Annotated in this window: 17 protein-coding genes and 4 pseudogenes; 8 read left to right on the forward strand and 13 right to left on the reverse strand. The window is 69.7% G+C overall.

Translation table 11 applies throughout. From position 1 onward, the window contains the following. Window positions 1–94: 94 nt before the first annotated feature. From ACZ3IC_RS24430 to ACZ3IC_RS24450, 5 genes are all read right to left on the reverse strand, one after another. Window positions 95–1,423 (reverse strand): IS4 family transposase, encoded by a 1,329-nt coding sequence (locus ACZ3IC_RS24430; protein ID WP_467419163.1) that lies wholly within the window; start codon window positions 1,421–1,423, stop codon window positions 95–97. Window positions 1,424–1,961: 538 nt separating this feature from the next. After that, a complete protein-coding gene (gene exaC, locus ACZ3IC_RS24435; RefSeq protein WP_467419165.1) occupies window positions 1,962–3,485 on the reverse strand; it encodes an acetaldehyde dehydrogenase ExaC in 1,524 nt (507 codons plus the stop codon). A 99-nt stretch (window positions 3,486–3,584) separates the two neighbouring features. Then, complete coding sequence (locus ACZ3IC_RS24440) at window positions 3,585–4,835, reverse strand: winged helix-turn-helix domain-containing protein (RefSeq protein WP_467419167.1); 1,251 nt, start codon at window positions 4,833–4,835, stop codon at window positions 3,585–3,587. Window positions 4,836–5,175: 340 nt separating this feature from the next. Beyond that, entirely contained in the window at window positions 5,176–6,561 is a 1,386-nt protein-coding gene (locus ACZ3IC_RS24445) for an SWIM zinc finger family protein (protein WP_467419169.1), read from the reverse strand. Then, window positions 6,558–9,437, reverse strand: coding sequence for a DEAD/DEAH box helicase (locus ACZ3IC_RS24450; protein WP_467419171.1), 2,880 nt, complete (start codon window positions 9,435–9,437; stop codon window positions 6,558–6,560). The genes ACZ3IC_RS24445 and ACZ3IC_RS24450 overlap by 4 nt, the downstream gene beginning before the upstream one ends. A gap of 291 nt (window positions 9,438–9,728) precedes the next feature. Between ACZ3IC_RS24450 and ACZ3IC_RS24455 the strand changes: the two genes are divergently transcribed. Together ACZ3IC_RS24455 and ACZ3IC_RS24460 are read left to right on the forward strand one after the other, a co-directional pair. Continuing rightward, on the forward strand, window positions 9,729–10,808 hold the full coding sequence (locus ACZ3IC_RS24455; RefSeq protein ID WP_467419173.1) for an acyl-CoA desaturase: 1,080 nt from the start codon (window positions 9,729–9,731) through the stop codon (window positions 10,806–10,808). A gap of 84 nt (window positions 10,809–10,892) precedes the next feature. Then, complete coding sequence (locus ACZ3IC_RS24460; RefSeq protein WP_114248565.1) at window positions 10,893–11,075, forward strand: hypothetical protein; 183 nt, start codon at window positions 10,893–10,895, stop codon at window positions 11,073–11,075. A 276-nt stretch (window positions 11,076–11,351) separates the two neighbouring features. Here the strand turns inward: ACZ3IC_RS24460 and ACZ3IC_RS24465 are convergent, their stop codons facing one another. Both ACZ3IC_RS24465 and ACZ3IC_RS24470 read right to left on the reverse strand, forming a co-directional pair. Continuing rightward, complete coding sequence (locus tag ACZ3IC_RS24465) at window positions 11,352–12,308, reverse strand: hypothetical protein (RefSeq protein WP_467419176.1); 957 nt, start codon at window positions 12,306–12,308, stop codon at window positions 11,352–11,354. Between the two features lie 139 nt (window positions 12,309–12,447). Continuing rightward, window positions 12,448–12,813 (reverse strand): hypothetical protein, encoded by a 366-nt coding sequence (locus tag ACZ3IC_RS24470; RefSeq protein ID WP_467419177.1) that lies wholly within the window; start codon window positions 12,811–12,813, stop codon window positions 12,448–12,450. On the opposite strand from ACZ3IC_RS24470, the pseudogene ACZ3IC_RS24475 reads away from it, so the two are divergent. After that, window positions 12,801–12,986 (forward strand): annotated as a pseudogene (locus ACZ3IC_RS24475) (oxygenase MpaB family protein); the annotation flags it as partial. The gene ACZ3IC_RS24470 and the pseudogene ACZ3IC_RS24475 overlap by 13 nt on opposite strands. 33 nt (window positions 12,987–13,019) lie before the next feature. On the opposite strand, the pseudogene ACZ3IC_RS24480 reads toward ACZ3IC_RS24475, so the two are convergent. Further along, a pseudogene (locus tag ACZ3IC_RS24480) lies at window positions 13,020–13,142 on the reverse strand (SAM-dependent methyltransferase); the annotation flags it as partial. A 225-nt stretch (window positions 13,143–13,367) separates the two neighbouring features. On the opposite strand from ACZ3IC_RS24480, the gene ACZ3IC_RS24485 reads away from it, so the two are divergent. Then, complete coding sequence (locus tag ACZ3IC_RS24485) at window positions 13,368–14,855, forward strand: LCP family protein (protein ID WP_467419179.1); 1,488 nt, start codon at window positions 13,368–13,370, stop codon at window positions 14,853–14,855. Window positions 14,856–15,425: 570 nt separating this feature from the next. Here ACZ3IC_RS24485 and ACZ3IC_RS24490 read toward each other — a convergent pair. From ACZ3IC_RS24490 to ACZ3IC_RS24500, 3 genes and pseudogenes are all read right to left on the reverse strand, one after another. Then, the gene (locus ACZ3IC_RS24490; RefSeq protein WP_467419182.1) at window positions 15,426–16,694 is read right to left on the reverse strand and encodes a hypothetical protein; all 1,269 of its coding nucleotides are present in this window, start codon (window positions 16,692–16,694) and stop codon (window positions 15,426–15,428) included. Between the two features lie 15 nt (window positions 16,695–16,709). After that, window positions 16,710–20,075, reverse strand: coding sequence for an outer membrane protein assembly factor BamB family protein (locus ACZ3IC_RS24495; protein ID WP_467419183.1), 3,366 nt, complete (start codon window positions 20,073–20,075; stop codon window positions 16,710–16,712). A gap of 182 nt (window positions 20,076–20,257) precedes the next feature. Beyond that, a pseudogene (locus ACZ3IC_RS24500) lies at window positions 20,258–20,442 on the reverse strand (transposase); the annotation flags it as partial. 1 nt (window position 20,443) lies between these two features. On the opposite strand from ACZ3IC_RS24500, the pseudogene ACZ3IC_RS24505 reads away from it, so the two are divergent. The 4 genes and pseudogenes from ACZ3IC_RS24505 to ACZ3IC_RS24520 all read left to right on the forward strand — a co-directional run. After that, window positions 20,444–20,654, forward strand: a pseudogene (locus ACZ3IC_RS24505) (ATP-binding protein); the annotation flags it as partial. A 135-nt stretch (window positions 20,655–20,789) separates the two neighbouring features. After that, window positions 20,790–21,203 (forward strand): roadblock/LC7 domain-containing protein, encoded by a 414-nt coding sequence (locus tag ACZ3IC_RS24510; RefSeq protein ID WP_467419185.1) that lies wholly within the window; start codon window positions 20,790–20,792, stop codon window positions 21,201–21,203. A 146-nt stretch (window positions 21,204–21,349) separates the two neighbouring features. Further along, complete coding sequence (locus ACZ3IC_RS24515) at window positions 21,350–21,562, forward strand: DUF6397 family protein (RefSeq protein WP_467419186.1); 213 nt, start codon at window positions 21,350–21,352, stop codon at window positions 21,560–21,562. A 558-nt stretch (window positions 21,563–22,120) separates the two neighbouring features. Then, window positions 22,121–23,185, forward strand: a complete 1,065-nt coding sequence (locus ACZ3IC_RS24520) for an enoyl-CoA hydratase/isomerase family protein (protein WP_467419188.1) — start codon at window positions 22,121–22,123, stop codon at window positions 23,183–23,185. Between the two features lie 24 nt (window positions 23,186–23,209). Here the strand turns inward: ACZ3IC_RS24520 and ACZ3IC_RS24525 are convergent, their stop codons facing one another. Beyond that, the gene (locus ACZ3IC_RS24525; RefSeq protein WP_467419191.1) at window positions 23,210–24,673 is read right to left on the reverse strand and encodes an arabinose isomerase; all 1,464 of its coding nucleotides are present in this window, start codon (window positions 24,671–24,673) and stop codon (window positions 23,210–23,212) included. An 87-nt stretch (window positions 24,674–24,760) separates the two neighbouring features. Then, window positions 24,761–26,239, reverse strand: coding sequence for a rhamnulokinase (locus ACZ3IC_RS24530; RefSeq protein WP_467419193.1), 1,479 nt, complete (start codon window positions 26,237–26,239; stop codon window positions 24,761–24,763). Window positions 26,240–26,243 lie beyond the last annotated feature (4 nt).

The following is a 26,243-nucleotide window of genomic DNA, read 5'->3' on the forward strand; positions in this document are numbered from 1 at the left end:
GGCCTCCTTCAGCCCCGGCGCCCGGATGTTGATGGCCAACCAGTTCGCCATCAACCTCGGCTTCTACATGCTCATGCCCTATCTGGCCGACCACCTAGCCCACGGCCTGGGCCTCGCGGCCTGGGGCGTCGTCGCCGGCGCGGATCAGAGCCTGGTACGCGGTGAGCAGGGCGTAGACCTCCTGGTCGAGGCCATCGATGCTGCGGGAGCGCAGGACGCGGCCGTCGAGCATCGTGGCCTTGATCGAAAAGTACGTAGTTTCCGCCTGCCACCTGCGGTGATAGAGGTCAACGAGCTCGCCGGCCGGATAACGGACGGGGTCCAGCAGGTTCGTGATCAGCCGCCACTGCTCGGTGCGGGCGGTGCCATCGGCCAAGGTGACGGTGAGGGTCGCCTCGATCACGCGCACCGGCAGCAGCACCCGCAGGACGCCGTAGCCGATGCGGGCGAGGTAGGAGCCGTCGCCCAGGTGCTCGGCGGGAGTGGGGACGCGGCGGGCCCCGGAGCGCACAAGGAACCGTGCCCCGCTCTGATGGACGGCATCAAGGAACTCGTTGCCGTCGAAGGCCGCGTCGGCCAGCAGGAGCATCGTCTTGTCCAGGGAGGTCAGAAGCCGCTTGGCATAGGGGAGTTCACCCTCGGACTCCGGTCCGAAGGCGGCAGCTATGAGCGCGCGGGTACCGCACTCGACCAGGGCCAGCAGCCGCAGGAGCGGATAGCCGAACTCCAGACCATCCCCGGCCCGTTTGGGGTAGCGCCAGGTGAGGGCCTCGTCGTCGGGGGTGTGCAGCAGGGTCCCGTCGACGGTCACCGTGCGCAGGCCCCGGTAGAAGGACCCGGCCTGCCCGGGGCGGGCGACGGGCCCGGCGAGCGTCTCGAACAGACGCCGCAGAGGCGCGGCCCCCACCCTGCGTCTGGCCCGCGTCAGCGAGGAGACCGCGGGACGCACCAGGGCCAGCGGGGTCAGGGCGGCCGTCAGCTTGGACCACACCGCACGGTACGAGCGGTGTTCGAACAGCGCGAGAGCGAGCACGAAGTACACCACCACCCGCGAAGGCAGCAACCGCAGGCGCTTCTCGCGCCGGCCGGTCTCCTCCAGCACCGCGTCCACCAGCGCGAAGTCCACGATCTGGGTCAACTCCCCCAGATGACCCGGCGCGAACACACCCCGGGCTGTCTCGATCGTGGACGTCGCCCCGGGATACGGCTCCAGCGGTTCCAGGCCGGCCGAGCGCATCAACGCCACCGCCTCCTCCGGAGGAATCGGAGCCGTGCCTGAGCAGTACCGGCAGCCGCCCTGCCGACCCGCAGCAATGTTGCCCAGCCGCGGTGTCACTTCTCTCCCGCACGCTTCATGGCGCCATTGCCAGGGCTTATCACTTCCTGGATAGGGCTCCAGTGGTTCGAGCCCGGTACCCCGCATAATCAGCACCGGATCACGTGGATCCTTCCGCGGACGTCCCGTCTGTCGCCACCCGGCTTCCTCCTGCAGCGCCCGATATCCGGGGTGAGCATCGCACGCGGCACTGACAACGGCCTTGTTCACGTCGAGAGCTTGGGGGCGGGCTTCCTCGCGGCAGCCTTCTTGCCCGGCCCTTTCCGATCTCCTGTCTTCGTGGCTTTCGGTGTCGGCAGCTCGCGGACGTCGGCACGCCCGTTCTCGCCGCGAGGAGCCTTCGCTCGCGATACGGATTCGTTCAGGGCGGCCATGAGGTCGAAGAGCTCTCCCAGTGCTGCCGGCGGTTCGGGCGCTGCTTACGGGTATCGGCGTGTCGCTGCGCTCGTGAGCGGGCAGCTCGTGGGGCGATGTCCCTCGGCGCTATTTGGTCCGCGACTGGTCCGGCGAGAACTCGCTTGGATGCCAGACAGTAACGCGAAGAACCCAATTGATGACATTGGGTATCTACCTTGTCGGGTTGCCTGGAGCGCAACGATGCCTCCAGGCAACCCGACTTCAGGCTCTAGAAGAAGCCAAGTTTCTGAGGGCTGTAAGAACAAAGAATGTTCTTCGTCTGCTGATAGTGCTCCAGCATCATCTTGTGGTTCTCGCGGCCGATCCCGGACTGCTTGTATCCGCCGAAGGCGGCATGCGCCGGGTACGCGTGGTAGCAGTTCGTCCAGACCCTGCCTGCCTGGATGGCTCGGCCCGCCCGGTACGCGGTGTTGATGTCGCGGGTCCAGACGCCCGCACCGAGGCCGTACAACGTCTCGTTCGCCGTGCCGATCGCGTCGTCGAAGTCCGAGAAGGACGTGACCGCCACGACCGGGCCGAAGATCTCCTCCTGGAAGACCCTCATCCGGTTGTCGCCCTCGAAGATGGTCGGCTGGACGTAGTAGCCGCCCGCCAGCTCCCCGTCGTACTCGATCCTCTGACCACCCGTGAGGACCTTCGCGCCCTCCTGCTGGCCGATGTCGAGGTACGAAAGAATCTTCTGAAGCTGGTCGTTGGAGGCCTGGGCGCCGATCATCGTGTCCGTGTCCAGGGGGTGCCCCGGCACGATCTTTTCGGTGCGGGCGATACCCGCCTCCAGGAATTCGCCGTAGTGCCCGCGCTGGATCAGCGCGCGTGACGGACAGGTGCAGACCTCGCCCTGGTTGAGGGCGAACATGGTGAATCCTTCGAGGGCCTTGTCGCGGAACTCGTCGTCCGCGTTCCAGACGTCGTCGAAGAAGATGTTCGGTGACTTGCCGCCCAGTTCGAGTGTCACCGGCTTGATGTTCTCGGAGGCGTACTGCATGATCAGCCGCCCCGTCGTGGTCTCACCGGTGAAGGCGATCTTCGCGACGCGCGGGCTGGAGGCGAGAGGCTTGCCTGCCTCCGCGCCGAAGCCGTTGACGATGTTGACGACACCGGGCGGAAGGAGGTCGGCCACCAGCTTCAGCCAGATGTGGATGGAGGCCGGGGTCTGTTCGGCCGGTTTGAGGACCACCGCGTTGCCCGCCGCGAGTGCCGGGGCCAGCTTCCAGGTCGCCATCAGGATGGGGAAGTTCCACGGGATGATCTGTGCGACTACGCCCAGCGGCTCGTGGAAGTGGTACGCGACCGTGTCGTCGTCGATCTCGCTGAGCGACCCCTCCTGAGCGCGGAGCGCGCCGGCGAAGTAGCGGAAGTGGTCGATGGCCAGGGGAATGTCGGCCGCCAGGGTTTCCCGTACCGGCTTGCCGTTGTCCCAGCTCTCGGCGACCGCCAGCTCCTCCAGATGCGCTTCCATCCGGTCGGCGATCTTGTTGAGGACCGAGGCGCGGTCGCCGGCCGCGATGGCACCCCATGAGGGGGCGGCGGCATGTGCCGCATCCAGGGCCCGATCGACGTCCTCGGCGGTGCCGCGGGCGACCTCGGTGAAGGGGAGGCCGTTGACGGGGCTGGGGTTCTCGAAGTACTGGCCACGGGCGGGCGGTACGTATGCGCCGCCGATCCAGTGATCGTAGCGGGACTCGTACGAGACGATGGCGCCCTCGGTGCCCGGCGCAGCGTAGCGGGTCATCTCTGTGGCCTCCCGGATCCGGTGCCGCCCGCCGTTGGGCGGCCCTCGGCGCGAGGGTAGGCGGCGCCACGTTGCAATACCGTTGCAGGGGAACGGGGGCTACCGCTGCTCGGTGTCCAGCGTCCGGGCCCTGGCGAGCAGCGCGGGGCGCTGTCCCGCGGGTACGGCCGCCGCGAGCGCCTGCCAGACGGGGAGATCGTCCTCGCCCCAGGGGCTGTACGCCCAGTCGGCCAGCAACCCCGGGTCACCGCGTGCGACGAGCGCCGCCCGCATCTGCTCGTCGAGTCGGCGGCGCAGGCGGATGACCGATGGTGCCTGCGAGCCCGGCAGCAGCGGACCCGCGTAGGCGCTGAGTGCCGCTGCCACAGCACCGGAAGCCAGTCTGCGCGCCACCGCGTCGAAATCGGCGTCGACCGGCGCGGCAAGGCGGTAGGGGCGGGAAAGGAGGAGTTCGGGGCCGAGCAGTCGCCGCAGTCGGGAGAGTTCGGCCCGCAGCGTCACCGGGGTCACCGACTCGTCCTCGTACAGCTCGACGAGGAGTTCGTCGCCGCCGAGGCCCTCGGGGTGGCGGGCCAGCGTCACCAGGATCTCGCTGTGTCGTCTGCTGAGCCGGATCTTGCGGCCTCCCGCGACGAGCAGCGCCTCATCCCGGCCGAGCGCGCTGAGTTGCACGGTCTGCACGGTCGGCGCGGGCGCGAGCAGTGCGAGGTGCGATTCGGCGGCGCGTGCCACCGCCTGCACGAACGCCAGGCTGTGCGGATGCGCGAGCCGGTCCCCACCGGTGATGTCCACCGCGCCCAGCACCCGTCCCGTGTGCGGGTCGTGGAGCGGCGCGGCCGCGCAGGTCCACTGCTGGACCGGCCGCAGGAAGTGCTCGGCGGCGAAGACCTGCACCGGCCGGTCCACGGCGATGGCCGTCCCCGGCGCGTTCGTCCCGGCCACGGACTCCGCCCAGCGGGCGCCCTCCACGAAGTTCATCCGGCCCGCGGCCCGTCGGGTCAGCGCGTGTCCCTCGACCCACAGCAGTCTGCCGTGCGCGTCGCACACCGCGAGGAGATGTTCGCCGTCCGTCGCGTACGCGCTCATCAGCTCACGGATCACCGGCATGGCAAGGGCCAGGGGATGCCCGTCCCGGTATGGTCCGAGGTCGTCCGCGTCCAGCTCGACCAGGGCCGCACTGTCCGGGCTCACCCGGGCCCGGGCCGAGCGCCGCCATGATTCGCCGACCACCGGACGCACCGGCCGTTCCAGCCGTCCGGCCGTGGTGAACACCTCGTGTGCGTGCCGCAGTTGGCCGAGCCGTACACCGGGGTCCGTATCGGATGCCAGGGCCACCCAGGGGTCCGTCAACTCAACCTCCCGTCCAGGGGCGTCGTGCACACCCCATCGTGGCCGCAGGCGACGTCTGCGACAACCACAATGCGGAGAGTAACCGGACGCGGACGCGACAGTGTGTCAGCCGGGTGAGTTTTCCCAGAGATTGACGAGACGTATGTAGCGCATGCAGTCCCAGTTCGGGCCGGGATCGGTGTGATCGGTGCCCGGGACTCGGTCGTCAAGCTCCGCCCTCACCCTCAACGCGTGGTGACATCGAATTGAACGCAAGGGCGGAACGCGACGACGGGCAGAGGCCGGACGTCCTGCCCGGCCCCCGCCGTTCGCTGTCGAGTGGACCTCATGAAGGATGACCTCAGTCGTCCGACACGCTTGAACCCCCCAGCGCTGCCGCCGGATCGTCGTCCGCCGGGCCTGCCGGAACCCATCGCCCGCTCTCCTTCCGGTACGGCCACCAGCGCCCGTCTTGCCCGTACCGGAGCTGTACACCGCCTTCCACGGCGGTCCAGCGATTGCCCGCGGACCGCAGCCGGGGCTGCTCGCCCTCCTCCCACGCCTCGGCGAGCCGGGCCCGGGCCCTGGCCAGGGATTCCGGATCCGGCGCCCACTCGTCGTCGAACACGGCGAGCGCGGCAGCCCCGCCGTACTGCCAGGCGCGTACGGCCGCATCGAGTTCGGTTCGCGGCCGCCCCGATCCGGCGGCCAGCCGCGTTGTGATCCAGGGCTCGGGCCGGGCGTCCGCGACCAGCCGGACGGCATCCTGCTGGGGCGTCAACCCGGTCGGCAGCGGCTGCTGCTCATGGCCGGGCGAGAGAGCATCCATCAGCATCCGGTGGGCGCGTACCGCACTGTCCGTCGCCAGCATCTCCAGCACCGCCGGATCGACGCCGGGTTCCGATTCCGATTCTGTGTCCAGAGACTGCGCAGGGCCTGGCTCCGCCGGCAGCGGCGGGGGTGCGGGCAGCGGGGGCAGGATGTCCCGCGCGGCGAATGCCTCGTCCGCCCGTACACCCCGGTCCTCCGCCTTCGCGGCCGAGCTACTGGACCCGTCGCAGGGGGCGGCCGGGCCGGACGGCGCCTGTCTCCCGACGCGGGCCGCGATGCGCGCCTGGAGTTCGTCCAGGAGCTGCCGCTCCCCGCGCCCCCGCATGAGCAGCAGGACGAACGGGTCCTGGTCCAGCAGCCGCGCCACCTGGTAGCACAGGGCGGCGGTGTGCGGGCAGTGGTCCCACGCCTCGCAGGTGCACTCCGGGTCCAGATCGCCGATGCCCGGCAGCAACTCCACACCGGCTGCCGCCGCGTCCTCCACCAGGTGCGGCGGCATCTCGCGGTCGAGGAGCGCCGCGATGTGCCCGGCCCCGTCGACGGCCATGTCCAGGAACTTTTCCCAGTCCGCCTCGCCCAGCTCCTGCAGGAGCACATCACTGCGGTACGTGGACGAGTCGCGGTCCCGGACGACAGCGGTGATCCGGCCGGGCCGTACGGAAACCGCACCGACCCGGCCCTCTCGGGCGGACCGGCGGCCCTTCTTGAGCTGTTCGCCGTCCAGTGCGGTGTCCTCAAGGGCCTTCAGCCACGCCCGGCCCCACCAGGACTCCGCGAAGCCGCGGCCGCGTGCGGGCGGCAGCGCGGCGAAGGTACGTTCCTGCACCGGTGCCGGGGCCTCGCTTCCGTCGCCGTCGTATCCTTCACGGCCGTACCCTGCACGGTCGTATCTCTCGCTGTCGTATTCGTCGTTCATCGCGTGCCCCCTCGCAGCTCCACCAGATCGGCCAGTTCCGCATCCGTCAGTTCGGTCAGCGCCGCCTCGCCGGAGCCGAGCACCGCGTCTGCCAGTCCCTGCTTGCGGGCCAGCATGTCGGCGATCCGGTCCTCGATGGTGCCCTCGGCGATCAGTCGGTGCACCTGCACCGGCTGGGTCTGCCCGATCCGGTACGCGCGGTCGGTGGCCTGAGCCTCCACCGCCGGGTTCCACCACCGGTCGAAGTGCACGACATGGCCTGCCCGCGTGAGGTTGAGCCCGGTGCCGGCCGCCTTCAGCGACAGCAGGAAGACCGGGGCCTCGCCCGCCTGGAACCGGTTCACCATTGCCTCCCGCTCCGCGACCGGCGTACCACCGTGCAGGAACTGCGTGCGCACGCTGCGCGCCGCCAGGTGCTGTTCGAGCAGCCGCGCCATCTGCACGTACTGGGTGAACACGAGCACACTCGCGTCCTCCGCCAGGATCGTGTCGAGCAGCTCGTCCAGCAGCTCCACCTTTCCCGAACGGTCCTCGATCCGCGGCTCCTTCTCCTTGAGGTACTGCGCCGGGTGGTTGCAGATCTGCTTCAGGGCCGTCAGCAGCTTCACGACAAGGCCCCGCCGGGCGAAGCCGTCGGTGCCGGAGATCGCGGTCAGGGTCTCCCGCACCACCGCTTCGTACAGCCCCGTCTGTTCCGCCGTCAGCGACACCGCGCGGTCCGTCTCGGTCTTCGGCGGCAGCTCGGGGGCGATGCCCGGATCCGACTTGCGCCGTCGCAGCAGGAACGGCCGCACCAGCGCGGCGAGCCGCTCGGCCGCCGCCGGGTCGCCGCCCTCCGCGGTCCGCGCATAACGGGTACGGAAGGTGCCGAGCCGGCCCAGCAGACCGGGAGTCGTCCAGTCGAGGATCGCCCACAGCTCGGACAGGTTGTTCTCCACGGGGGTGCCGGTGAGCGCGACCCGTGCCTGTGCACCGATCGTCCGCAGCTGCTTGGCCGTTGCCGAGTACGGGTTCTTGACGTGCTGCGCCTCGTCGGCGACCACCATGCCCCACCGGATGTCCGCGAGCTTCGCCGCGTCGAGCCGCATCGTGCCGTACGTGGTGAGGACGAACTCGCCGTCAGCCAGGTCCGTGAGGCTGCGCGATCCGCCATGGAAGCGGCGTACCGGCGTACCCGGAGCGAACTTCTCGATCTCCCGCTGCCAGTTCCCCATGAGCGAGGTCGGGCAGACCACCAGCGTCGGCCCGGCGGCCGATTCGATGCTCTGGCGGTGCAGATGCAGAGCGATCAGTGTGATGGTCTTGCCGAGCCCCATGTCGTCGGCGAGGCAGCCGCCGAGACCGAGCGAGGTCATGGTGTGCAGCCAGTTCAGGCCGCGCAGTTGGTAGTCGCGCAGTGCGGCGGCGAGCGCCGGGGGCTGGCCGACCGTCTCCTGCCCGCCGGACTCCGGGTCGGTCACGCGGCGGCGCAGCTGCTCCAGCCGGCCGGTGGCCCGGACGTCGACCCGGCTGCCGTCGACCTCGGTGGAACCGGTCAGTACGGCTCCGAGCGCATCGATCGGAGTGACTTTGTGGTCCTGGGTCTCGCGGGCGCGCTGTACCTCCTCCGGATCGATGAGCACCCACTCGTCGCGCAGCCGCACCACCGGCCTGTTGGCCTCGGCCAGGCGGTCCAGCTCGGCGCGGCTGAGCTTCTGGTCGCCGAGGGCGAACCACCAATTGAACGTCAGCAGCGCATCGGCCGACAGGAGCGACGGTGTGTCCGAGCCATGGCGGGCGAATCGCTCGTGCTCCAGGCTCTCCTGGTCGCCGGGCGGACCGATCACCGCCCGTGCGGTGAGCTTGCGAGCCAGTTCCTTGGGCCAGTGGACCTGGACCCCGGTCGCGGCGAGTGCCCGTCCGGCGGGGCCGAGAAGTTCGGCGAGCTCTTCGTCGGCGGGTTCGACGGAGTCGGGCACTGCGGCCGACAAAAGCGGAGTCAGCGCAGGCCAGGCCCGGGCAGCCCGGCGTAGCGCCGGCAGGACGTCCATCCGGGCCCGGGGGCCGAAGGCGGCCGTCGGCGCGGTACCCGTCCAGACGTCGGCGGCATCGGCGACCAGAGCCGGATCGCTGACGCTGTGGATCTGGAGGACAGCGCGGAAGGACGGCCCGGTGGTCGACTCGGCGTCCTCGTCCGGGGCTGCCGCCCCCGACATCTCCACCCGCAGCGAGAGCCGGACGCCCGCATCGTGCCCGGCCGCGACATCGGAGGCCCAGGCCCGTTGACCGGGCAGATGCTGTGGTGCGTCGACGGCGAACGCCGGGCCGCCGGTGGCGCAGGCCGCCGCGGGGGTGCGGGGCAGGCCGTCGGCCACCGCGTCGAGGAACGCGCGCAGCAGCCGCTCGGGTTCGGGCAGCAGAACGGGCTGCGCGGTCCCGTCGAGCGGTACCGCATGGGCCAGGGGCGGCATCGAGGCCGCGAGCGTACGGATTCGCAACTGATCGTCGGCGGTCAGCGGCCCGGCCCGCCAGGCATCGTGATCGGTGGCACTCAGCCCCGGCAACAGCAAGCCACGGGCGGCGAGTTGCAGGGCAAGGAGCCCGGCGGCGCCCCAGAACGCGGCGGCGCCGGAAGCATGCGCCGAGGCCCGTGCGCGCGTCAGTACGGGCAGTGCGTCCCGGACCGGAAGCAACAGTGCCGGTACGACGTACACCCGTGCGTCGGCGCCGACGACGGTCAGCTCCTCGACGGAGCCGGGAGCATCGGGCGGACTGCTGCCGTCCGGATGCCAGAAGGCGATACGGCCGGTACGGGAGGGATCCGAGGGTAGGAAGACCACGGAGCAGCCGGAGAGTGCGGAGATCTCAAAGAGCGTTGCCGCAGGGAGTCTGTGCACAGCGATGCCGAATTCCTCAAATTTGACTAGTGGGTCGGGTCGCCGAGGGTACTCCATCGATGCGTACACCCGTGAGCGCAATCGCCGTGATCCAGCCCACTTTCAGATCGCTCGGCCGTCCCGCGCGATGGCCGGTCGCGGCTGTGCGTCGCGCCCCCGGGTGTAGCCGGTACCCCCTCGGAGAAGGGGGTTGTCCCCCGGACATCCCGGGTGGTGGCGCCATGGTTGCCACACCCCTGGTCACCGTACGTTTCTCCGGGTCAGCGCAGCTTTTCAGAGACCGGAGACCTCATGCCCCAGGCCATAGCCACCGTCATGGAAGGCACCCGTGACGGTGCGGGAAGTGCTGTAGGTGCCGACGGAACCGGATCCGCCCCGAGCCAGGGAAGTGACTTCGCGCCCCTGCTGCGGGCGGTCAAGGGGCAGGGACTCCTGGAGCGGCGCACCGGCTGGTACGCGGCGGGCATCACCACCGATCTGACCGCACTGGGCGCCGTGCTCACCGGCATGGTCCTCCTGGGCGACACCTGGTGGACCCTGCTGCTCACACTGCCACTGGCGGTCTTCTCGTCCCGCACCGCGTTTGTCGGACACGACGCCGGACACGCGCAGATAACCGGCGACCGCAGGGCGGGCCGGGCCATTGGCCTCATGCATGCCAACGTGCTGCTCGGCATGAACGAGGCATGGTGGAACGACAAGCACGTACGCCACCACGCGAACCCCAACCACGTCGACAAGGACCCGGATGTCGGCGTCGGCGCCCTGGTCTGGACTCAGAAGCAGGCGGCCCAGCGCGAAGGATTCGCCCGATGGCTCACCCGTAACCAGGCCCGCCTGTTCTTCCCGATGCTGCTCCTCGAAGGCATCGCGCTCAAGATCTCCGGCTTCCAGTACCTGCGACAGCAGCCCGCGCGGGAGCGCACCCTGTCAGCACTGCTCCTGGCCGCCCATCTCGGCCTCTACACAACACTGCTGCTCACCGTCATGTCCCCGGGGAAAGCCGTTGTCTTCGCACTCGTGCACCATGCGCTGTTCGGGCTCCACCTGGGCATGGCCTTCGCCCCGAACCACAAGGGCATGGAGATGCCCGACCCCGACGGCGACCGCTGGGGCCACCTCCAGCGTCAGGTCCTCACCTCGCGCAACGTACGAGGCGGCGTCCTCACCGACTGGTTCCTCGGCGGGCTCAACTACCAGATCGAGCACCATCTCTTCCCGAGCATGCCCCGACCGCATCTGCGCCTGGCGCAGCCCATGGTGCGCGCCCACTGCGAGGCGCTCGGCATGCCGTACACGGAGACCGGACTGATCGAGTCCTACCGGCAGGCACTGCGGCACATGCACGAGGTCGGCGAACCCCTGAGGTGAGGACGTCGGCCGGATGGAACCGATGGGCGCGCACAGGCGTTCTCACAGCAGGAGCGGTCTCGGGCCGCGAAGGAGGCGTGGATGATGTCGAACAGCGCGAAGATCGCCATCGGGGGAGTCGTCGCGGCAGTCATCCTGATGCCGTTCATCGGATTTTGGCTGTCGCTGCTGGTCCTGATCGGAGTTCCGGCAGTCGCCTATCTGCTGCTGGATCCCAGCCAGCGACGCAGGCTCCGCAGGATCACCCGCAAGGAAATAGGCCGCTGACAACAAGGCGAGGCGCTTTGAAGTGAGCGGGACGGTGACCGTGGTGAGCAGGAACGAGGTCGGTCGGCACGAGACGGGCCGGATCGTGCGCAAGACCAGTTGGGCATTGTCACCGTCGGCGGCGCGGTCCGGCCGGGCGACCCGATCGGGGTCGAGTTGCCCGCCGGGTCGTATCGGGCGCTGGAGTGCGTGCAACCGGAGCGCGGGAGGGACGTGGGCGGACCGGCCAGCCCTTGGTCGGGTGTATGCCCTTCGGCCGAGTACCGAGAGCCCTGTTCAGCTCGGCCGTACTGCGAGCTCGTCCATGGCCTTCAACAGGCCGGGCAGTTCCTTGCCGCGCCTGACCGGCAGCACCTCGCCGGGTTCCTCGTCCAGCAGGACGAACGCGATGTCATCGGTCCTGGCGACAAGCGACCAGCCCGGGCCGTCGGCGCGCAGCATCCGGGCGTCACCCGTGGCGAAGGAGGAGCGGACCCGTCCGGGTGGCGGCGGGGTGTCCACATAGGCGCGGGCCTCAGCGAGTGCCCGCCGTACACCGGGATGCATTCTGGAGGAAGAAGGCGCGTCCGCTCCGGGATCCTCGGCGCCGGCGGCGGTCCTGTCGCCCCCGGCCTCGGTCTCGCCCACAGCTTCACGCTCGGGCTCGGTCTCGGTTCCGCCCACAAATCCAGGCCCGGCTTCGGCCTCGCCCACGGCACCGTCCGCAACGCCCGGAGTGCTGAAGGCCGTCTCGTCGGCGATCTGCTCGCGCCAAGCCGCCCACTGATGCGCTATCTCGTCCGCGCCCATGCGCCGCTGGGCCGGTCCCCACGACTCCGTGTCGGGCGGGGTCAGCGGTGCCGGATCGGTGCCTTCGGCCTCCGGGTCCGGGAGCGGATCGTGCGGGGCGGCCACGCCCGGAGCGGCGACCCCCACCGCGAGGGGCCAGCCGGGCAGCGCGCAGACCACCGAGCGGTCGTCGGGGGAGAGGTCGTACTCCATTCCGCAGTCCCAGGCCGCGATCGCGACGGCGACCAGCGACACGTCCTCGACGACGACGGTCCACCGCGCACCGCTGCCGTCCTGGCCGAGGACCAGCCCATAGCCCTCGGCGTACGGTTCGAGGGCGAGCGCCGCACACGCGGCGGGGTAGTCGTCACCGAGCACGCTCGGGAACTGCGCGGGTGTCAGCAGCACCGCGGTGAGCACATACAGTGCGTCGTCGTCGGCGACCGCGTCGCTCGTCCCGGCCACGTCACCCTCCTCGTCCGTCATTCCTGTCCGTCGGCGCACCCTAACGAGTCGGTAACCCGCTCGTCGAGGCCCTGACAAGGGAAGACAGGGGTCCCGGCAAGGGAGGACGAGGGCCCTGTGGTCCGGCGGACGGTGTTCCTCAGTCGGCGGGCAGACCGAGCAGCGTACGGGCCACTGTCTGCGGTGACTCGTCGCGCTTGCGGGCCAGCGCGATGACGGCCCGGCAGGTCAGCTCGCTGATACCGAAGGAGAGTGCCTCGCGCGACACCCAGCCGCTCGCCTCGTCGATCCGCGCCCGATCGTCCTCGACGGATGCCGAGACATAGGTGGCCGCCGCATCGAACAGATTGTGCTGCTTGCACTGGTCCTCCCCGAGAGGTGCTGCGGGCCGTTCCGGTCGGGGGACACAGCCTTCCGCAGGCTGCCGATTATGTCGATCACGGAGACCGCCTTCCCGAGGAACCGTGAGCGGGTGTCGTGCCGTACATGCATCGTCTGAGGGCACGGGCCGTGCGGCTGCTGCTGCCTCGTGCCACCCCGCACTACGCCCGGCAGAACCCGGAGATCAAGGGCTCACCGGACGGTTACGAGGTTGCCGGGCTCGGTACGTTCCCCACCCCCGGCATCCGCGGCTGTCCGGTGCCGCGCAACCGGCGCCCCGACACTCCGGTCGAGTGAGCAGGAGGGGAAAGTGCTCGCAGGCCAGCGCGTCCGTACGGCGAGGGCGAGGTAGCGGTCGTCCTCATCGGTGTAAGCATCGAGCCGCTGGCCCGAACACGCCGGCAATGGGCGGAGGTTGTGCTCGGCGCGCAGATCGCCGTCCGTGATCCGACGGCTGGGTGCCAAGATCCGAGGCCGTTGCGCAACATATATGTTCCGTCCTTCCTTTCGGTGCTTCGCCCGGTGTTTCCGCCCGGCGTTCGTGGGCAGTGCTTCAGGCTGGCTGTGGCAGGTCGGTGATCCACTCGAACGGTGACATTCGCCAAATTGCGCAACCGTACAACCATGGGTCGGCGGAACACGTCTTCCTTCACGGAAGCCGGACGGACGGGGTGGCCGATGACAGGAAGTCACAGGACAGGGGCGGGCAGGCGAAGGGGAAGTCGCCTGCGGCGGACCGCCATGTTCGGGCTGTCGTTCCTCGTGCTGCTGGTCGCGGGGGTCGGGTGGGGCTACCTGAAACTGGGCGGCAGTATCGACACCTTCAGCGCGGACGGGATCTCCGGCGACCGGCCGCCCGGCTCGTCGAAGGGGCAGAACGTCCTGGTCATCGGATCGGACTCGCGCTCGGGCGACAACCGCGAGCTGGGCGGCGGCACGGGCACGGTGGGACGCTCCGACACCACGTTCCTTCTCCATGTGTACGCCGACCACAGACACGCGGTCGCCGTGTCCATTCCCCGTGACGCCCTGGTCGACATCCCGGCCTGCAAGATGCCGGAGGGTGCGTGGACCGCGCCGCAGCACGATGTGATGTTCAACGGGGCGTTCTCGGTGGGGAAGACGGCCGAGGGAAACCCGGCCTGCACGCAGAACACCGTCGAACAGCTCACCGGCCTGCGCGTCGACCACACCGTCGTCGTCGACTTCGCCGGATTCTCCGCACTGACCTCGGCCGTCGGGGGCGTACCCGTGTGTCTGCCCCATGACATCCACCAGCGCGACCTCAGCCCGAAGCGGCCCACGCGAGGTGCTCGGATCTTCACGAAGGGCCCTCAGACCGTTTCCGGGCAGCGGGCACTCGACTACGTACGGCTCCGGCACGGCATCGGTGACGGCTCGGACATAGGGCGCATCAAGCGTCAGCAGGCCTTCGTGGGGTCCCTCATCAAGAAGGTCAAGTCCCGGGGGCTGAACCCCACCACGCTGCTGCCCCTCGCCAAAGCGGCCACCGACGCGATGACCGTCGACCCCGGTCTCGGGTCGGCCGACCGGCTTCTGTCGTTCGTCATGTCGATGAAGAACATCGACCTGCACAACACCAAGTTCGTCACCGTGCCCTGGCGTTACGAGGGCGCACGCGTCGCGATCGTCGAGCCGGACGCCGACGCGCTCTGGGCCGCGCTGAAGGCCGACCGGACGGTCGACGGCCAGGACGCCAGTGGCAAGGGAAGAGCCAAGGGCGACGAGGCGGAGGGCGCCCCGGCGCCCGCGGCCACCGCCCCGGTCTCCGGTACGGGCATCAGCATCGCCGTCTACAACGGCACCATGGTCAGGGGACTCGCGGCCCAGGCCTCCGAACTCCTGCGCTCCCGGGGCTTCACCGTCACCACCACGGCCACGGCGAGCAGCCAGGACTACGCCTCGACCGTCATCGAGTACGGACCTGGCCTGCGGGACGAGGCCGAAACCACCGCACGGCTCTTCGCCAGAGCTCGGCTGACCGCGTCCGACACCACCGGAATCCAGGTGATCCTCGGCAGCTCCTATGCACAGAACCCATCGGCCGCACCCGACACACCCGCCACCTCTGCCGTGCCGTCCACCGTCGCCGACGGGGCCCGGTCGGCCGATGACGACCCGTGCGCGGACGTTTCGTACGGCTGACCCGGCGAGCTGCTTCCCCGCTAGCAGAAACTCGGTGCTCAGAGCGGTGCCGGGACCGTCCGGAGCTGCAGCGTCGGGTGACGGTGAGCCGTGAAGGCGAAGGCCGGCAACTCCCTCTTCCTGCTGAACGTCGGTCCTGATCTCGGCGGTCGGACACCCCAGAACCACGCCGACCGGCTGGAGGAGATCGGCAGACTGCAGTAGCCGATGCCGCCGCGGATTGCCTCTGCGGTCAATGCCCGGGAGATTCGTCGGCCGTGGGCTTGGAGTCCGCGATTCCAGGCCCACGGCACATCGTCAGGCGCACGACCGCGGTAACCGCTGAGGGCGCCTCGGGCTGCGGTATACGGCCGGTTCAGGCGGGCAGGGCCCAAGAAGCTGTCGGCGCAAGGGCAATTGGGTGCGGCGTTCGACGTTGACGTGTCCGTCCGGTGAGACAAGGCCATCCTGGTCACCGGTCTCGCGGGCGCCATCCGGCCTGCCGGAGCGATTCGCCCCCGCCTGGTTTCAGGCCGGACGGGGGCGACTTTGTCGTATGCGGACGTCAAGAAATGTACACAGCTGCGGAGATCACGGATTCAGGAGGTGGGCTGCGGCAACCGCCGAGGCTGCCGTCCCTCCAGCCACCACTGCCGAGGCCGCAAACAGCGGAACCCTCGGCGTCCACGTCCGCAGCCTCCGGGAGCGGGAGACCCTGACCAGCAGCGCGTCCCGGCCGCGCAGCACGATCAGGCCGACGCCGGTGAGCGTCAGCGCCATGCCGAGGCCGAAGGCGGCGACCATCGCGAGGGCGATGCCGACCTTGCCGGCCAACAGGCCGGTGAGCAGGACGAGGAAGGCGGACGGCGAGGGCAGCAGGCCGCCCGAGGCACCGAGGAGCACGAGTCCTCGCCAGGTGAGGAGGGACGGGGCATCCGGGACGTGGTGGCTGTGCCCGTGATCGTGTCCGTGGTCATGCCCGTGCTCGTGGTCATGCCCGTGATGGGAATGGCGGTGCTTTCGGTGGCGCAGATGCCGCCGCAGCAGGTTCACCCCCACCCCGGCCACCACCAGCGCCGCGATCAGCTGGAGCCAACTCGTCAGCGCCGCGATGTCCGGCGTGCTGTTCGCCGCCAGCCACCAGCCGACCGCCAGGGCGGTGACCGAAAACGTGTGCATCACGGCGACGATCGCGCCCAGCCACACCGCGTCGCGCGGCCTGCCCCTGCCGCCCACCAGATACCCGGCGGCCAGCGACTTCCCGTGCCCCGGCGCGCAGGCATGGAGCGCACCGACGGCCGCGGCCACGACCAGCGCCAGCGGGAGGGCCGCGCCGTGGTCCAGCAGTGATGTCAGGTCGGTTGTCCAGGCCGCCCAGCCCGAAGGGGACGGTGCGGCCGCGGTGATCCCCGCGGCCGCCGGTTTCAGGGCCAGCGTCCGCGTCGGCTCCTGTGCCGTGTGCAGCCCACCGGAGCCCGTGCCCGTCACCGACAGTGTCCGGTACGCAGGGTCGACGTCCGTCAGCGCCGTGACCGTCAGTTCGACGCGGTCCACCGGCCGCGGGCAGACGAAGTGGAGCTTCACGCCGTCCGCCCGGTCCACACGGCAGGGGCGGGCGTCCTGGCGTACGACGATGTGCGAGCGCAGATAGCCCGCCTCGTCACCGCCGGACTCCTTCTTCAGGACGGCGACGTCGTCCCGCTGCGCGGACCAGGTCGCGTCGACGGCATTGCCCGCCGCCTCGATCTTCACGACGGGAGGGGTTCCGAAGGGGTGCGCCTGCGCCGTCCCCGCGCTGCCCAGGAGCAGCGCGGGGACGGCGGCGAGCAGGAGCAGCACCCCGCTGCGAGGTGATCGCACGGTGGTGCTTCCCCTCTACTTCCGGCGTGAGGCGAGCGCGTGGACCGTGCCGTCGTCCGTGAGGGCGAAGACCCAGTCCCCGCTCACGGAGAGGGCCGAGGCCACTCCCGCGCCGAGGTTGTACGAGGCGACCTGCGTCCCGCTTGCCCGGTCCAGGACGAGCAGGCGACCGTCCCATGTCCCGACGTACACATGGGACTTCGTGACCAGCGGGTGCATGGTCGGCGAGCCGTCACCGGCTGAACAGCCCATGGCGACCCGCCACTTGTCGTCCAGCGGGCTCTCCCCCGCCAGATAGCCGGACTTGGTTTCCCACACCGGCTTCGACGGATCGGTCGCGCTCGTGTCATAGGCGCGTACGACACCGTCCCGGCCCGCGACATAGGCGATGTCGCCCCACACGGCCGGGCTGGTGAGTGCAGCGCGCCCCGGCTCGCAGATGCTGCCGCCGCCCAGCTTGGACTCCCAGGCCACCGCGCCCGTCTTCGGGTCGTGCTCGCGGACGCCGGACGCCGTGAACGTCACCAGCTTCGCCTCGCCCGTGGCCGGGTCGGTCAGGACGGGCGAGGAGTGGCTGTCGATGTCGCCCGCGGTGTCCTTCACCCACAGCTGGGTGCAGGTCGCGAGGTCCATGGCGATGACGGTGTTGCTCGACATGGAGTGCAGGTAGGCGGTGTTGGAGCCGGGTTCGCGGATCACCGTGCTGTGGGCCTGTCCCCAGGAGAACGCGGCGCCGAAGCCGCCGGGCAGCTTGCCGCCGGTCTCGGCGTCCCGGCAGCGGACCGTGTTGGCGTCCTGGTAGACGGCGACCGAGCGGTGGTCCGCGCCCGCGAGCGCGAAGACGCTGACCGGTCCGCCGGCGCGGCCGTAGCGACGCACGGTGTCCCCGTGGGTCTCCTCTCGGTCGATCGACTCCCACACGATGCGGCCGCTCGCCGCGTCGAGTGCGTAGATCCGGCCGACGCCGGTGGTCAGATAGACCTTGCCGCCGTGGAGCGTCGGCGCCGACTCGGCGTCGCCGTCCAGGTACGTACGCCACAGCTCACGCCCGGAGGCGATGTCGTACGCGAGCATCATGCTGTACGGCGAGTCGAAGGCGCGGGACGAGACGATGAGCTTTCCGTCCGCGACCACCGACCCGTTGAGGTTGAACTGCTCGCCGGTGTGGCGGGCCCACCTGAGGTCGAGCTTCGCCCCCGGCTCGTCGCCGCTGGCGGACCGCCCGGCCTCGTCGCCGCCCTGCCGCAGCCAGTCCTGCCCGGACCTGGGCTCGGCAAGTTCGGAGTCGCGCACGATCTCGAAGGTGTTCTTCACGACGGGGAACCGCTTGCCCCGGGTGTCGTACACGACCGACTCGGCGGTGTACGTACCGGGCCGCAGCCCGTGCAGTGTGCCGCTCGCCCGCGTCCAGGCGCCGCGTGCATCGGGGCAGGGCTCCGGCGTGCCGCCGGGCGGTGTGTAGCAGTTCTCGATGCCGGGTCGGGACGCCCCCTTGGCGAAGCGTACGCCCTCACGCTTCACGAGGTGCCCTTGGGTGTTGCGGACGGTCAGCACCGCCCTGGCGGGCGTGCGGCCGTCGTCCTCCGCGTACACCTCGACGGGCACTGCGGCCTTGGCACCGTGCACGCTGCCCTGCGCGGGGCTGACCAGCGCGGCGTCGTCATCGATGGTGAACTGTCGGTGGATGCCGGTCACATGGCCGGTGTCCTCGTTCCGGGGCGTGCGCGGATCGTCCGTGATCGCGCTGAAGTCGAGGACCTTGTAGTCGGGACGGGCACCGTCGATCCCGTACGTGCCCTGGTTGTTGATCTCGACGGACCGATTGAAGGCGCCGCGCCGGAACTCGGCCTGCTGGTTGTGACCGGCGGCGACCATCCGTACGTCGTACTTGGCGAGCTCGTCGATCGTCGGCTGCATACCGGCGCCCGGGCCCCACTGGGTGAACAGAGAGCGGTGGGCGAAGACGAACACCTGCTTGCCGACCGCGTGCCGGGCGAGGTCCTGGCGCAGCCACTCCAGTTGCGGCTTCAGCCCGCTCGCGTCGTAGTTGTCCTCGAGGACGACGATATGGCGGCCGTTACGGTCGAAGCTGTACCACTCTGGGGCGAGGTTGCGGCGGTAGTACTCCATGCTGCCGGCGTATCCCTGGGAGGTCGCCGTGCCGCCGAAGTCATGGTTGCCCATCACCGGGTAGAAGGGGTGACCGAGCCGCCCCTCCTCGAGGCCCTTGCTGAACATGTCGTACCCGCCCTGGCGGCGCGGCTCGTCGGCGTAGTCCGTGACGGTGAGGTCGCCTGTCGCGATCTGCATCGTCGCGCCGTCGACCTCGGACATCGCCTGAACCTGGCCGGTCCACTGGGGCAGGGCGCCCCGGGCCTGGGCATCGGAGGTGTTGCTGACCTCGGTGTCGGAGTTCATGACCCACTTCTCGGTGGGGTCCGAGGCGTTGCGGTCGGGTACGAGCGCGAAGTCGATGTCCTTGCCGCCGGTTTCGGGGACCTTGTGGAAGAACTGCGGGATGTAGTCCTTGCGCAGCGCGGGCGTGTAGCCGTCGGGCGAGACGATGCTGACGAGGTCGGTCTCGCGCCGCTTCGGGTCGATCTGCAGGCTGTACGAACCGTCCGCGCCGGTGGTGGTCCACACGGCGCCGTCGGTGACGTCGATGCCGGGCATGGGCTGCTCGCCCTTGTTCCGTGCGCCGTTGCCGTTGCGGTCCTTGAAAACGGTGCCCTCGACGGTGACGGTGTCGACCGGATCCGCGCTGTCGTCGGCGAAGGCCGCGTGGGGCGCGAGGAAGGACAGCGCGACGGCTCCGGCGGTCGCCAGCTGCCAGCGCCGCCGGGTACGGCGCAGTCCGCGGACGAGGAACGGCAGTCGCCAGGCGGCGAGTAGCAGAATGACACTGGCGGCCGTGACGAGCGCGACGGTGAGCCAGGGGAACGACGGCAGGGCGTGCGCGCCATGGACGTCGACGACCGGGGTTGCTGCAGAGGCGTCGACCGCCGTGCCGTCGAACTCGACAACGACCTGGGTCAGTCCTCCCTTGTCGATGAGCGGGCTCAGGTCGAGCGCGTCGACGTGGCAGCTCCACGCGAGCTCGATGACGACGCCGCCGGGCACGCCGCCGTTGTCGCCGGGCACGCCCGAGCCGGTGGTCGGGCAGGGGGCCGAGAGCAGCCCGCCCGCCCACGCACCGGCCTGCTCGGGAGCCACGACGGCGTTGTGCACGATGAGGCGGCCGCTGGTGACGTCGTCACCGGGCGCGACCACGAGTTCCGCATGCTCGCGCGTGACATGCGCGGACGCGGCCTGAGCGCCGATGCCCAGCACGAGAAGCAGCAGCGAGAGGGCGAGCCCGGCTGCTCTGCATATGTGTTTCATGAAGCGGACGTTAGTGATCCGCTGTTCGGTTACCTGTCGGTCCTGAGCGACTTCACGGAGCCGCCCCGAAGTATTCAGCGTCCCGTTCATGGCTGTTGGGTCAAATGCGGCGCTTGAAACGTGCCATCAGCGCCTTCATGTCCTCAATGACAGGGGACTTGAGAGCGGAGAGGGACGGGGTCCGGCGCATGCTCCATGGCGGCGAAGGCCCAGAGGCAGCCGGCGTGATTGAGCTGGTCGTTCTTCACCCACCGGCGGTGATGCTCGAGTTCTTCCCGGAGGCTCCGGTGACGGGTGAGGAGCCGGCGTATGCCTGCAGACCGCGAGCATCGGAGAAGCGGCTGCGGTTGTCTCCGAGCTCGGCGAGCCGCATCCCGTTCGTCGTCGCGGTCAACTGCCTCGCGGGCGCCCGCGCCTACGGCGAACGCGAGGTGTCCCGTGCCCCTCGATCTCGAGGCCAGCACGCCTGTCGTCCTGTGTGACGTGCGGGACCGGGACTCCGGCAAGGAAGTCCTGATCCGCGTGGTCGAGTACGCCGGCCGGATGTACACCGCCCGGCTCCTCGACTCGGTGAGCTGACCCTCCCGGTGCTCTTCCGTTGCGCGCCGAGGACAAGCCACATGACGGAGGAATGCTTGCCCGTACGTGACCAGTGCGCAAGGCTTACGCGAAACGTGGGGCACGGGGAACGTATGAGCGGGGAGGAGCGGGAAAATGGCGCTGGACAGGGGACTCGACTGGCTCCTTGACGATCTCACGAGCAGGGTCGAGCACATACAGCACGCGTTGGTGCTGTCCAACGACGGACTGGTGACCGGGGCGAGCACGGGCCTGGCACGTGAGGACGCGGAGCATCTCGCCGCCGTCTCGTCCGGGCTGCACAGCCTCGCCCGTGGATCGGGACGCCATTTCCGGGCCGGAAAGGCCCGGCAGACCATGGTGGAGTTCGATGAGGCACTGCTCTTCGTGACGGCCGCAGGCGAGGGCAGCTGCCTGTGCGTGCTGAGCGCGGCCGAGGCGGACGTCGGCCAGGTCGCGTACGAGATGACGCTGCTGGTGAACAGGGTCGGAGAGCACCTCGGTGTCGCCGCGCGGCAGACGGGAGACGAAGGCAGCAGTCGGACCTGATCCGGACGCGGGAGTTATCCACAGGCCGGGCGGGCGATGTCTTACACGAGTTACTCTGCTCACAGAGAGTAATCGGTTCTCATGGATTCTCATGGGGGAGGGCATCATGGCTGTTACCGAAACTGTGCGCGCAGACCGCAAGCACGATGGCTGTGGGCACGGCGGCCCAGGAACTTCAGCTGAAGCGTGGCGAGTTCGCCATCGCCGTGCATGCGGGTCTGGTCCGGGTGCTGGTGCAGCAGGGCGGGGGAAGGCCGAGGGTCCGCCGGGAGGAGGTCGACCGGCTGCGGTCGCAGGAGGGGTTCCCGGGAACAAGATCGGGCTCGGGCTCGAGCTCGAGAGCGGGGACGGGTCTGTGAGCGAACCCGACGCCGAGGCCGAACGCGCCCCGGTCTCCGTCTCTGTCCCCGTCCCAGTCTCCGGTCCTGCCCCGGCGCCCGAGCCTGTGCCTGCGCCGACAGCCTTGCCGGAAACCGCACTTGGGCTTTTTGCCCGGCTCGGGCTGCGCAGGCGCACATCCCGGCGTCCTCGACGATAAACAATTCGCGCCGACAGAGCGGCACCGGCATCCCCGGACGGGCTCACGCAACACCTCCGGAGTGAGCACCGCGAAATGCCCGGCGCGCACCACACGTAGTCCCCGCCGCGCTCACCGGCCGGTCGTGATCGGTCATTCCTGCTCCGGAGATCGTCCGGCGGGGCTGCCGGGCGGCGTGGCCCGTACGGGGCGCCTCAATTGTCGAGCCAGTTCCGGCGGACTGCCACAGCGGGCGCCCGGAATAATCAGGGCCGAAGGACGGTCCGGCGGCCCTGCCCACCCCTGCTGCCCGAGCCCGGAACCCGCCCCGCAGAATGGCAGCGGAAGATCGTCCGTGATCGGCGGGCGATACGGCACAGGGGCTGACCGGAGCGCATTCATGAACCACGACGATCCCGTTCTGCTGCACACCGAGGGACGCATCCGGCACATCACGCTCAACCGCCCGCGCGCCCTCAACGCGCTGAATCACGCCATGGTGCTGCGCATCGACGAAGCACTCGCCGAAGCCGAGTGCGACGACGCCGTCATCGCGGCCCTGATCACCGGAGCGGGGGACCGCGGCCTCTGCGCGGGCGGCGACATCCGCTCGATCCATGACGACGCCCGCGCGGGCGGCGGCACATCGATGGACTTCTGGCGTGACGAGTACCGGCTGAACGCCCGTATCGCCCGATTCCCCAAGCCGTACGTCGCGATCATGGACGGCATCGTGATGGGCGGCGGCATCGGTGTCTCGGCGCACGGCGATGTCCGCATCGTCACCGAACGCTCGCGCATCGCGATGCCCGAGACTGGCATCGGCTTCGTCCCCGATGTGGGCGGGACACACCTGCTCGGTGCCGCGCCGGGTGAGCTCGGCACCCATCTGGCGCTCACCGCGGGTGTGATCGGCGCGGGTGACACGCTGCTGTGCGGGCTCGCCGACCACTTCGTACCGTCGCAGCGCCTTGCCGGACTCACCACGGCGCTCACCGCCTGCGGCACCTCCGCCGAGATCGAGGAGACGGTGCGGCGGTACGCCTCACCCGCGCCGGGCGGTGAACTGGCGGAGCACCGCGAGTGGATCGATTTCTGCTACCGGGCCGACTCCGTCGAGGAGATCCTCGACCGGCTCGACAACAGCGGTGTCCCCGCCGCCAAGCAGGCCGCCGAAACGATTCTGGCCAAGTCGCCCACTGCGCTCAAAGTGACTCTCTCCGCCCTGCGCAGGGCCCGCGGGCTCGGCAGCCTGGAGGCGGTGCTCGACCAGGAGTACCGGACATCGTGCACCGCCTTCACCAGACCCGACCTGGTGGAGGGCGTGCGTGCCCAGATCATCGACAAGGACCGCAATCCGCGGTGGAGCCCGGCGGATCTGGCCGAGGTCACCGAGGCCGATGTGGCGCTCTTCTTCGCACCGCTGGGCGACTGTGAACTCGGCCTGGATCGGAAGGAGGACTGAGACGGACCAGGACTTCGGACTGGTTCAGAGGTCGTTGGGACCGGTGACGGTACGGAAGGGGATGCCGAGAAGGCCGGCTGCGGCCTTGAGGACCTTGGCACGATGGCCCGTGCAGAGCGTCCAGTGGTGGCCGATGCCGGTCGCGGACCAGGCATCGGTCCACTCGCCGGGGTCGAAGCCGAAGTCGACGCGGGAGGTGGTGTTGCCGATCTCCAGCAGAGGACCGGGGGCGACTTCGCCCTCGGAGGCGATGAACGTGAAGCTGCCGTCCGCTTCCTGACCGATACCGAATGCGGTGACCGGACCGTGCCTGACGTCGAATTCGACGCTGACGCCCCACCCGCGTTTGCCGTGGTACACCCCCAGCCCGCGCAGCAGCGGATCCTTGGAGCTGATCGCGAGGTGGGCGGGACCGTCGTGGCCCATCTCGACGACCCGGTCGCGGAAATTGAGGGCCTGGAGCTCGGTGAAGGAGCCGCCGGCGCCGATGGTGTCGGCGATCAGCATGGCGAGGCTGGTGCGCAGCTCGTACTCACCGGCCATCGGAATGCCTCGGGCGGTCAGCAGCGACGCGCCGAGGATCATACCGGCGCCGAGCCGCTCATGGATCTCGCCCTCCAGACCGCGGTGGTAGTAGGCGAGGCTGTCGAGCTCGAAGTCCTCGACGAGCCGGTCCAGTCCGACCGACACCCGGGCGGCCCAGGCGAGATCGTCCTCGTCGACGGAGTCGTCGAGGGTGAAAACCGTACGCGCGAGCGCGACGCGTTCTGCGGTCTGCTCGTCCGTCACGGCGGCGACCCGGATCCGTAGGTCGTCGAATTCGAGGACTTCGACATGGCCGCCGAACTGGGTGGAGACCAGAGTCATGTCGGTGGAGACGTCGAGCATCCCGGGGTAGAGATGGCCCATCAGCCCGTGCCGGCCGTGGCGCATCGCGCCGCGCACCTGCGCGGCGGTGATCCAGCGGCGGATCCGGTTCCAGGCGTTCTCGTCGTGCAGATGGCCGGAGACGGAGCGGAAGGGGATACCGCTGCGCCGGAACACATTGGCGATCTCGGGCAGCGGACACTGTCCGCAGTACGCCAGCCACTTGCCGGTGTCGGTGTTCGGGTGGTCCATCGCCTCGGTCGGCTGGAGGTCGATGACCAACACCGGAGTGTGGGTGCGCTGGGCGATCGGCAGAACCATCGAGGCCGTGAGGTACGTCGTCAGGAACGTCACGACGAGGTCGCAGTCGGCCCTGCGCAACTGTTCCGCCGCCTTGGCGGCCTCCTGCGGGTCGGAGACGAAGCCGGCGTCGACGACCTCGCAGCCCATCTCCTCGAACCGCCCGGTCACGAAGCGCGCGGATTCCTGCAGCTGGTCGAGGAGACCGGGGAACTGCGGCCAGTACGCACCGAGTCCACCGGAGACCAGACCGATACGGTTACGGCGACGCGTGGTGCGGGCGAGCGCGCCGCCGAGCACGGCGGGAGAGACATCAGTCATGAGATTCCTTCCTTCGTCCTCCAACGAGGGCCCGGGCTTCGCCGAAGAGGCCCGGATTCTCTGGCTCCCCGGTGAGGAGCCCGGGATTCAGGACTGCTCCAGCCTCGCGGCAGCCCGGTCCCAGGCCCGTTGATCTCCTTGCGGGGCGTAGTGGCGCAATTCCTGGGTCTGCGCGACGAGTCGCCGCATGTCCATGAGGTCGCCCACCAGCCCATGGGCGCGTGCCTGAATCAGGATGTTGCCGAGCGCGGTCGCCTCGGCAGGGCCGGCAGTGAGGGGGAGCCCGGTGGCATCCGCGGTCCACTGGCACAACAGCTCGTTGCGCGAACCCCCGCCGACGAGATGGACGCGGGTCAGCTCCCGCCCCGCCAGCCCGGCGGCCTGCCGCAGCGTTCTGCTATGAGCCAGCGCCAGGCTCTCCAGCAGACATCGCACATAACCGCCGGGACTCTCGGGGGGCACCTGCCCGGTACGTACGAGATGGGCGTCGATGCGCGACGGCATGTCACCCGGCGCGAGGAACGTTTCGTCGTCGGGGTCGATCACCGCGGCGAACGGCCGGGCACGGGCCGCCTCTGCGAGCAGTTCGGCCAGGCCCGGAGCCGTACCCTGCCGGGCCCAGGCCCGGCGGCACTCCTCGAGCAGCCACATGCCCATGATGTTGCGGAGATAGCGGACGGTGCCGTCCACTCCGCGCTCATTGGTGAAGTTCGCCGCCTGGGACTCCTTCGTCAGCACCGGAGCAGTCAGTTCCAGCCCTGCCACCGACCAGGTACCGCAGGACACATAAGCGAATCCGGGCTCGGTCGCGGGCACCGAGGCGACCGCCGACGCCGTGTCGTGCGAGGCGACGGTCGTCACCGGAGTACCGGCCGGCAGACCGGTGTACTCGGCGACATGCGCCAGGAGTGTCCCCGCCGGGTCACCCGGCTCACGCAACGGCGGAAACCAGGAACGCTCCAGACCCAGTCGGTCGATCAGCCCATCGGACCAGATCCCGGCAGATGCATCGAAAAGGCCGGTCGTCGATGCGTTGGTGATCTCCGCGCCCACCGTGCCGGACAGCCAGTGCACCAGCAGATCGGGGATCAACAGCATTGTTCGCGCCGCACCCCACTGGGCACTCGCACGATGCGCGGCGAGCTGGAACACCGTATTGAACGGCAGATGCTGCAACCCGCTTACGGCATAGAGCTCCTGCGCCGCGCAATTGGCCAGCACCTGCTCGGCGGCCTTGCCGTTACGGCTGTCGCGGTAGTGGAACGGCAGCCCGAGCAGCGCCCCGTCGGCATCGAGAAGGCCGTAGTCGACCGCCCAGGTATCGACACCGATCGAGGCGACCGGACCGCTGCGCGCAGCCGTCCGCAGACCGTCCAGCATCCCCTGGTACAGGGCGAGGACGTCCCACCGCAGCCCGTCCGGCAGCCGGACCGGAGTGTTGGGGAAGCGGTGCGCCTCGGTCAGCACCAGCTTCTCGGGCCCGGCCCGGCCGTTGATCACCCGGCCGCTGGTGGCACCGAGGTCCACGGCAGCGAAGACCGTGTCGCTTCGTGACGTCACAGACATGGAA

The sequence above is a fragment of the Streptomyces sp. NPDC002958 genome (assembly GCF_055563255.1).

What these genes read in the sequence shown, in the direction of transcription:
- ACZ3IC_RS24515 (WP_467419186.1), top strand. Translation starts at nt 21,350, where the DNA reads ATGGCTGTGGGCACGGCGGCCCAGGAACTTCAGCTGAAGCGTGGCGAG.
- ACZ3IC_RS24445 (WP_467419169.1), bottom strand. Translation starts at nt 6,561, where the DNA reads ATGAACGACGAATACGACAGCGAGAGATACGACCGTGCAGGGTACGGC.
- ACZ3IC_RS24495 (WP_467419183.1), bottom strand. Translation starts at nt 20,075, where the DNA reads ATGAAACACATATGCAGAGCAGCCGGGCTCGCCCTCTCGCTGCTGCTT.
- ACZ3IC_RS24530 (WP_467419193.1), bottom strand. Translation starts at nt 26,239, where the DNA reads ATGTCTGTGACGTCACGAAGCGACACGGTCTTCGCTGCCGTGGACCTC.
- ACZ3IC_RS24430 (WP_467419163.1), bottom strand. Translation starts at nt 1,423, where the DNA reads ATGCGGGGTACCGGGCTCGAACCACTGGAGCCCTATCCAGGAAGTGAT.
- ACZ3IC_RS24455 (WP_467419173.1), top strand. Translation starts at nt 9,729, where the DNA reads ATGCCCCAGGCCATAGCCACCGTCATGGAAGGCACCCGTGACGGTGCG.
- ACZ3IC_RS24520 (WP_467419188.1), top strand. Translation starts at nt 22,121, where the DNA reads ATGAACCACGACGATCCCGTTCTGCTGCACACCGAGGGACGCATCCGG.
- ACZ3IC_RS24460 (WP_114248565.1), top strand. Translation starts at nt 10,893, where the DNA reads ATGTCGAACAGCGCGAAGATCGCCATCGGGGGAGTCGTCGCGGCAGTC.
- ACZ3IC_RS24485 (WP_467419179.1), top strand. Translation starts at nt 13,368, where the DNA reads ATGACAGGAAGTCACAGGACAGGGGCGGGCAGGCGAAGGGGAAGTCGC.
- exaC (WP_467419165.1), bottom strand. Translation starts at nt 3,485, where the DNA reads ATGACCCGCTACGCTGCGCCGGGCACCGAGGGCGCCATCGTCTCGTAC.
- ACZ3IC_RS24510 (WP_467419185.1), top strand. Translation starts at nt 20,790, where the DNA reads ATGGCGCTGGACAGGGGACTCGACTGGCTCCTTGACGATCTCACGAGC.
- ACZ3IC_RS24525 (WP_467419191.1), bottom strand. Translation starts at nt 24,673, where the DNA reads ATGACTGATGTCTCTCCCGCCGTGCTCGGCGGCGCGCTCGCCCGCACC.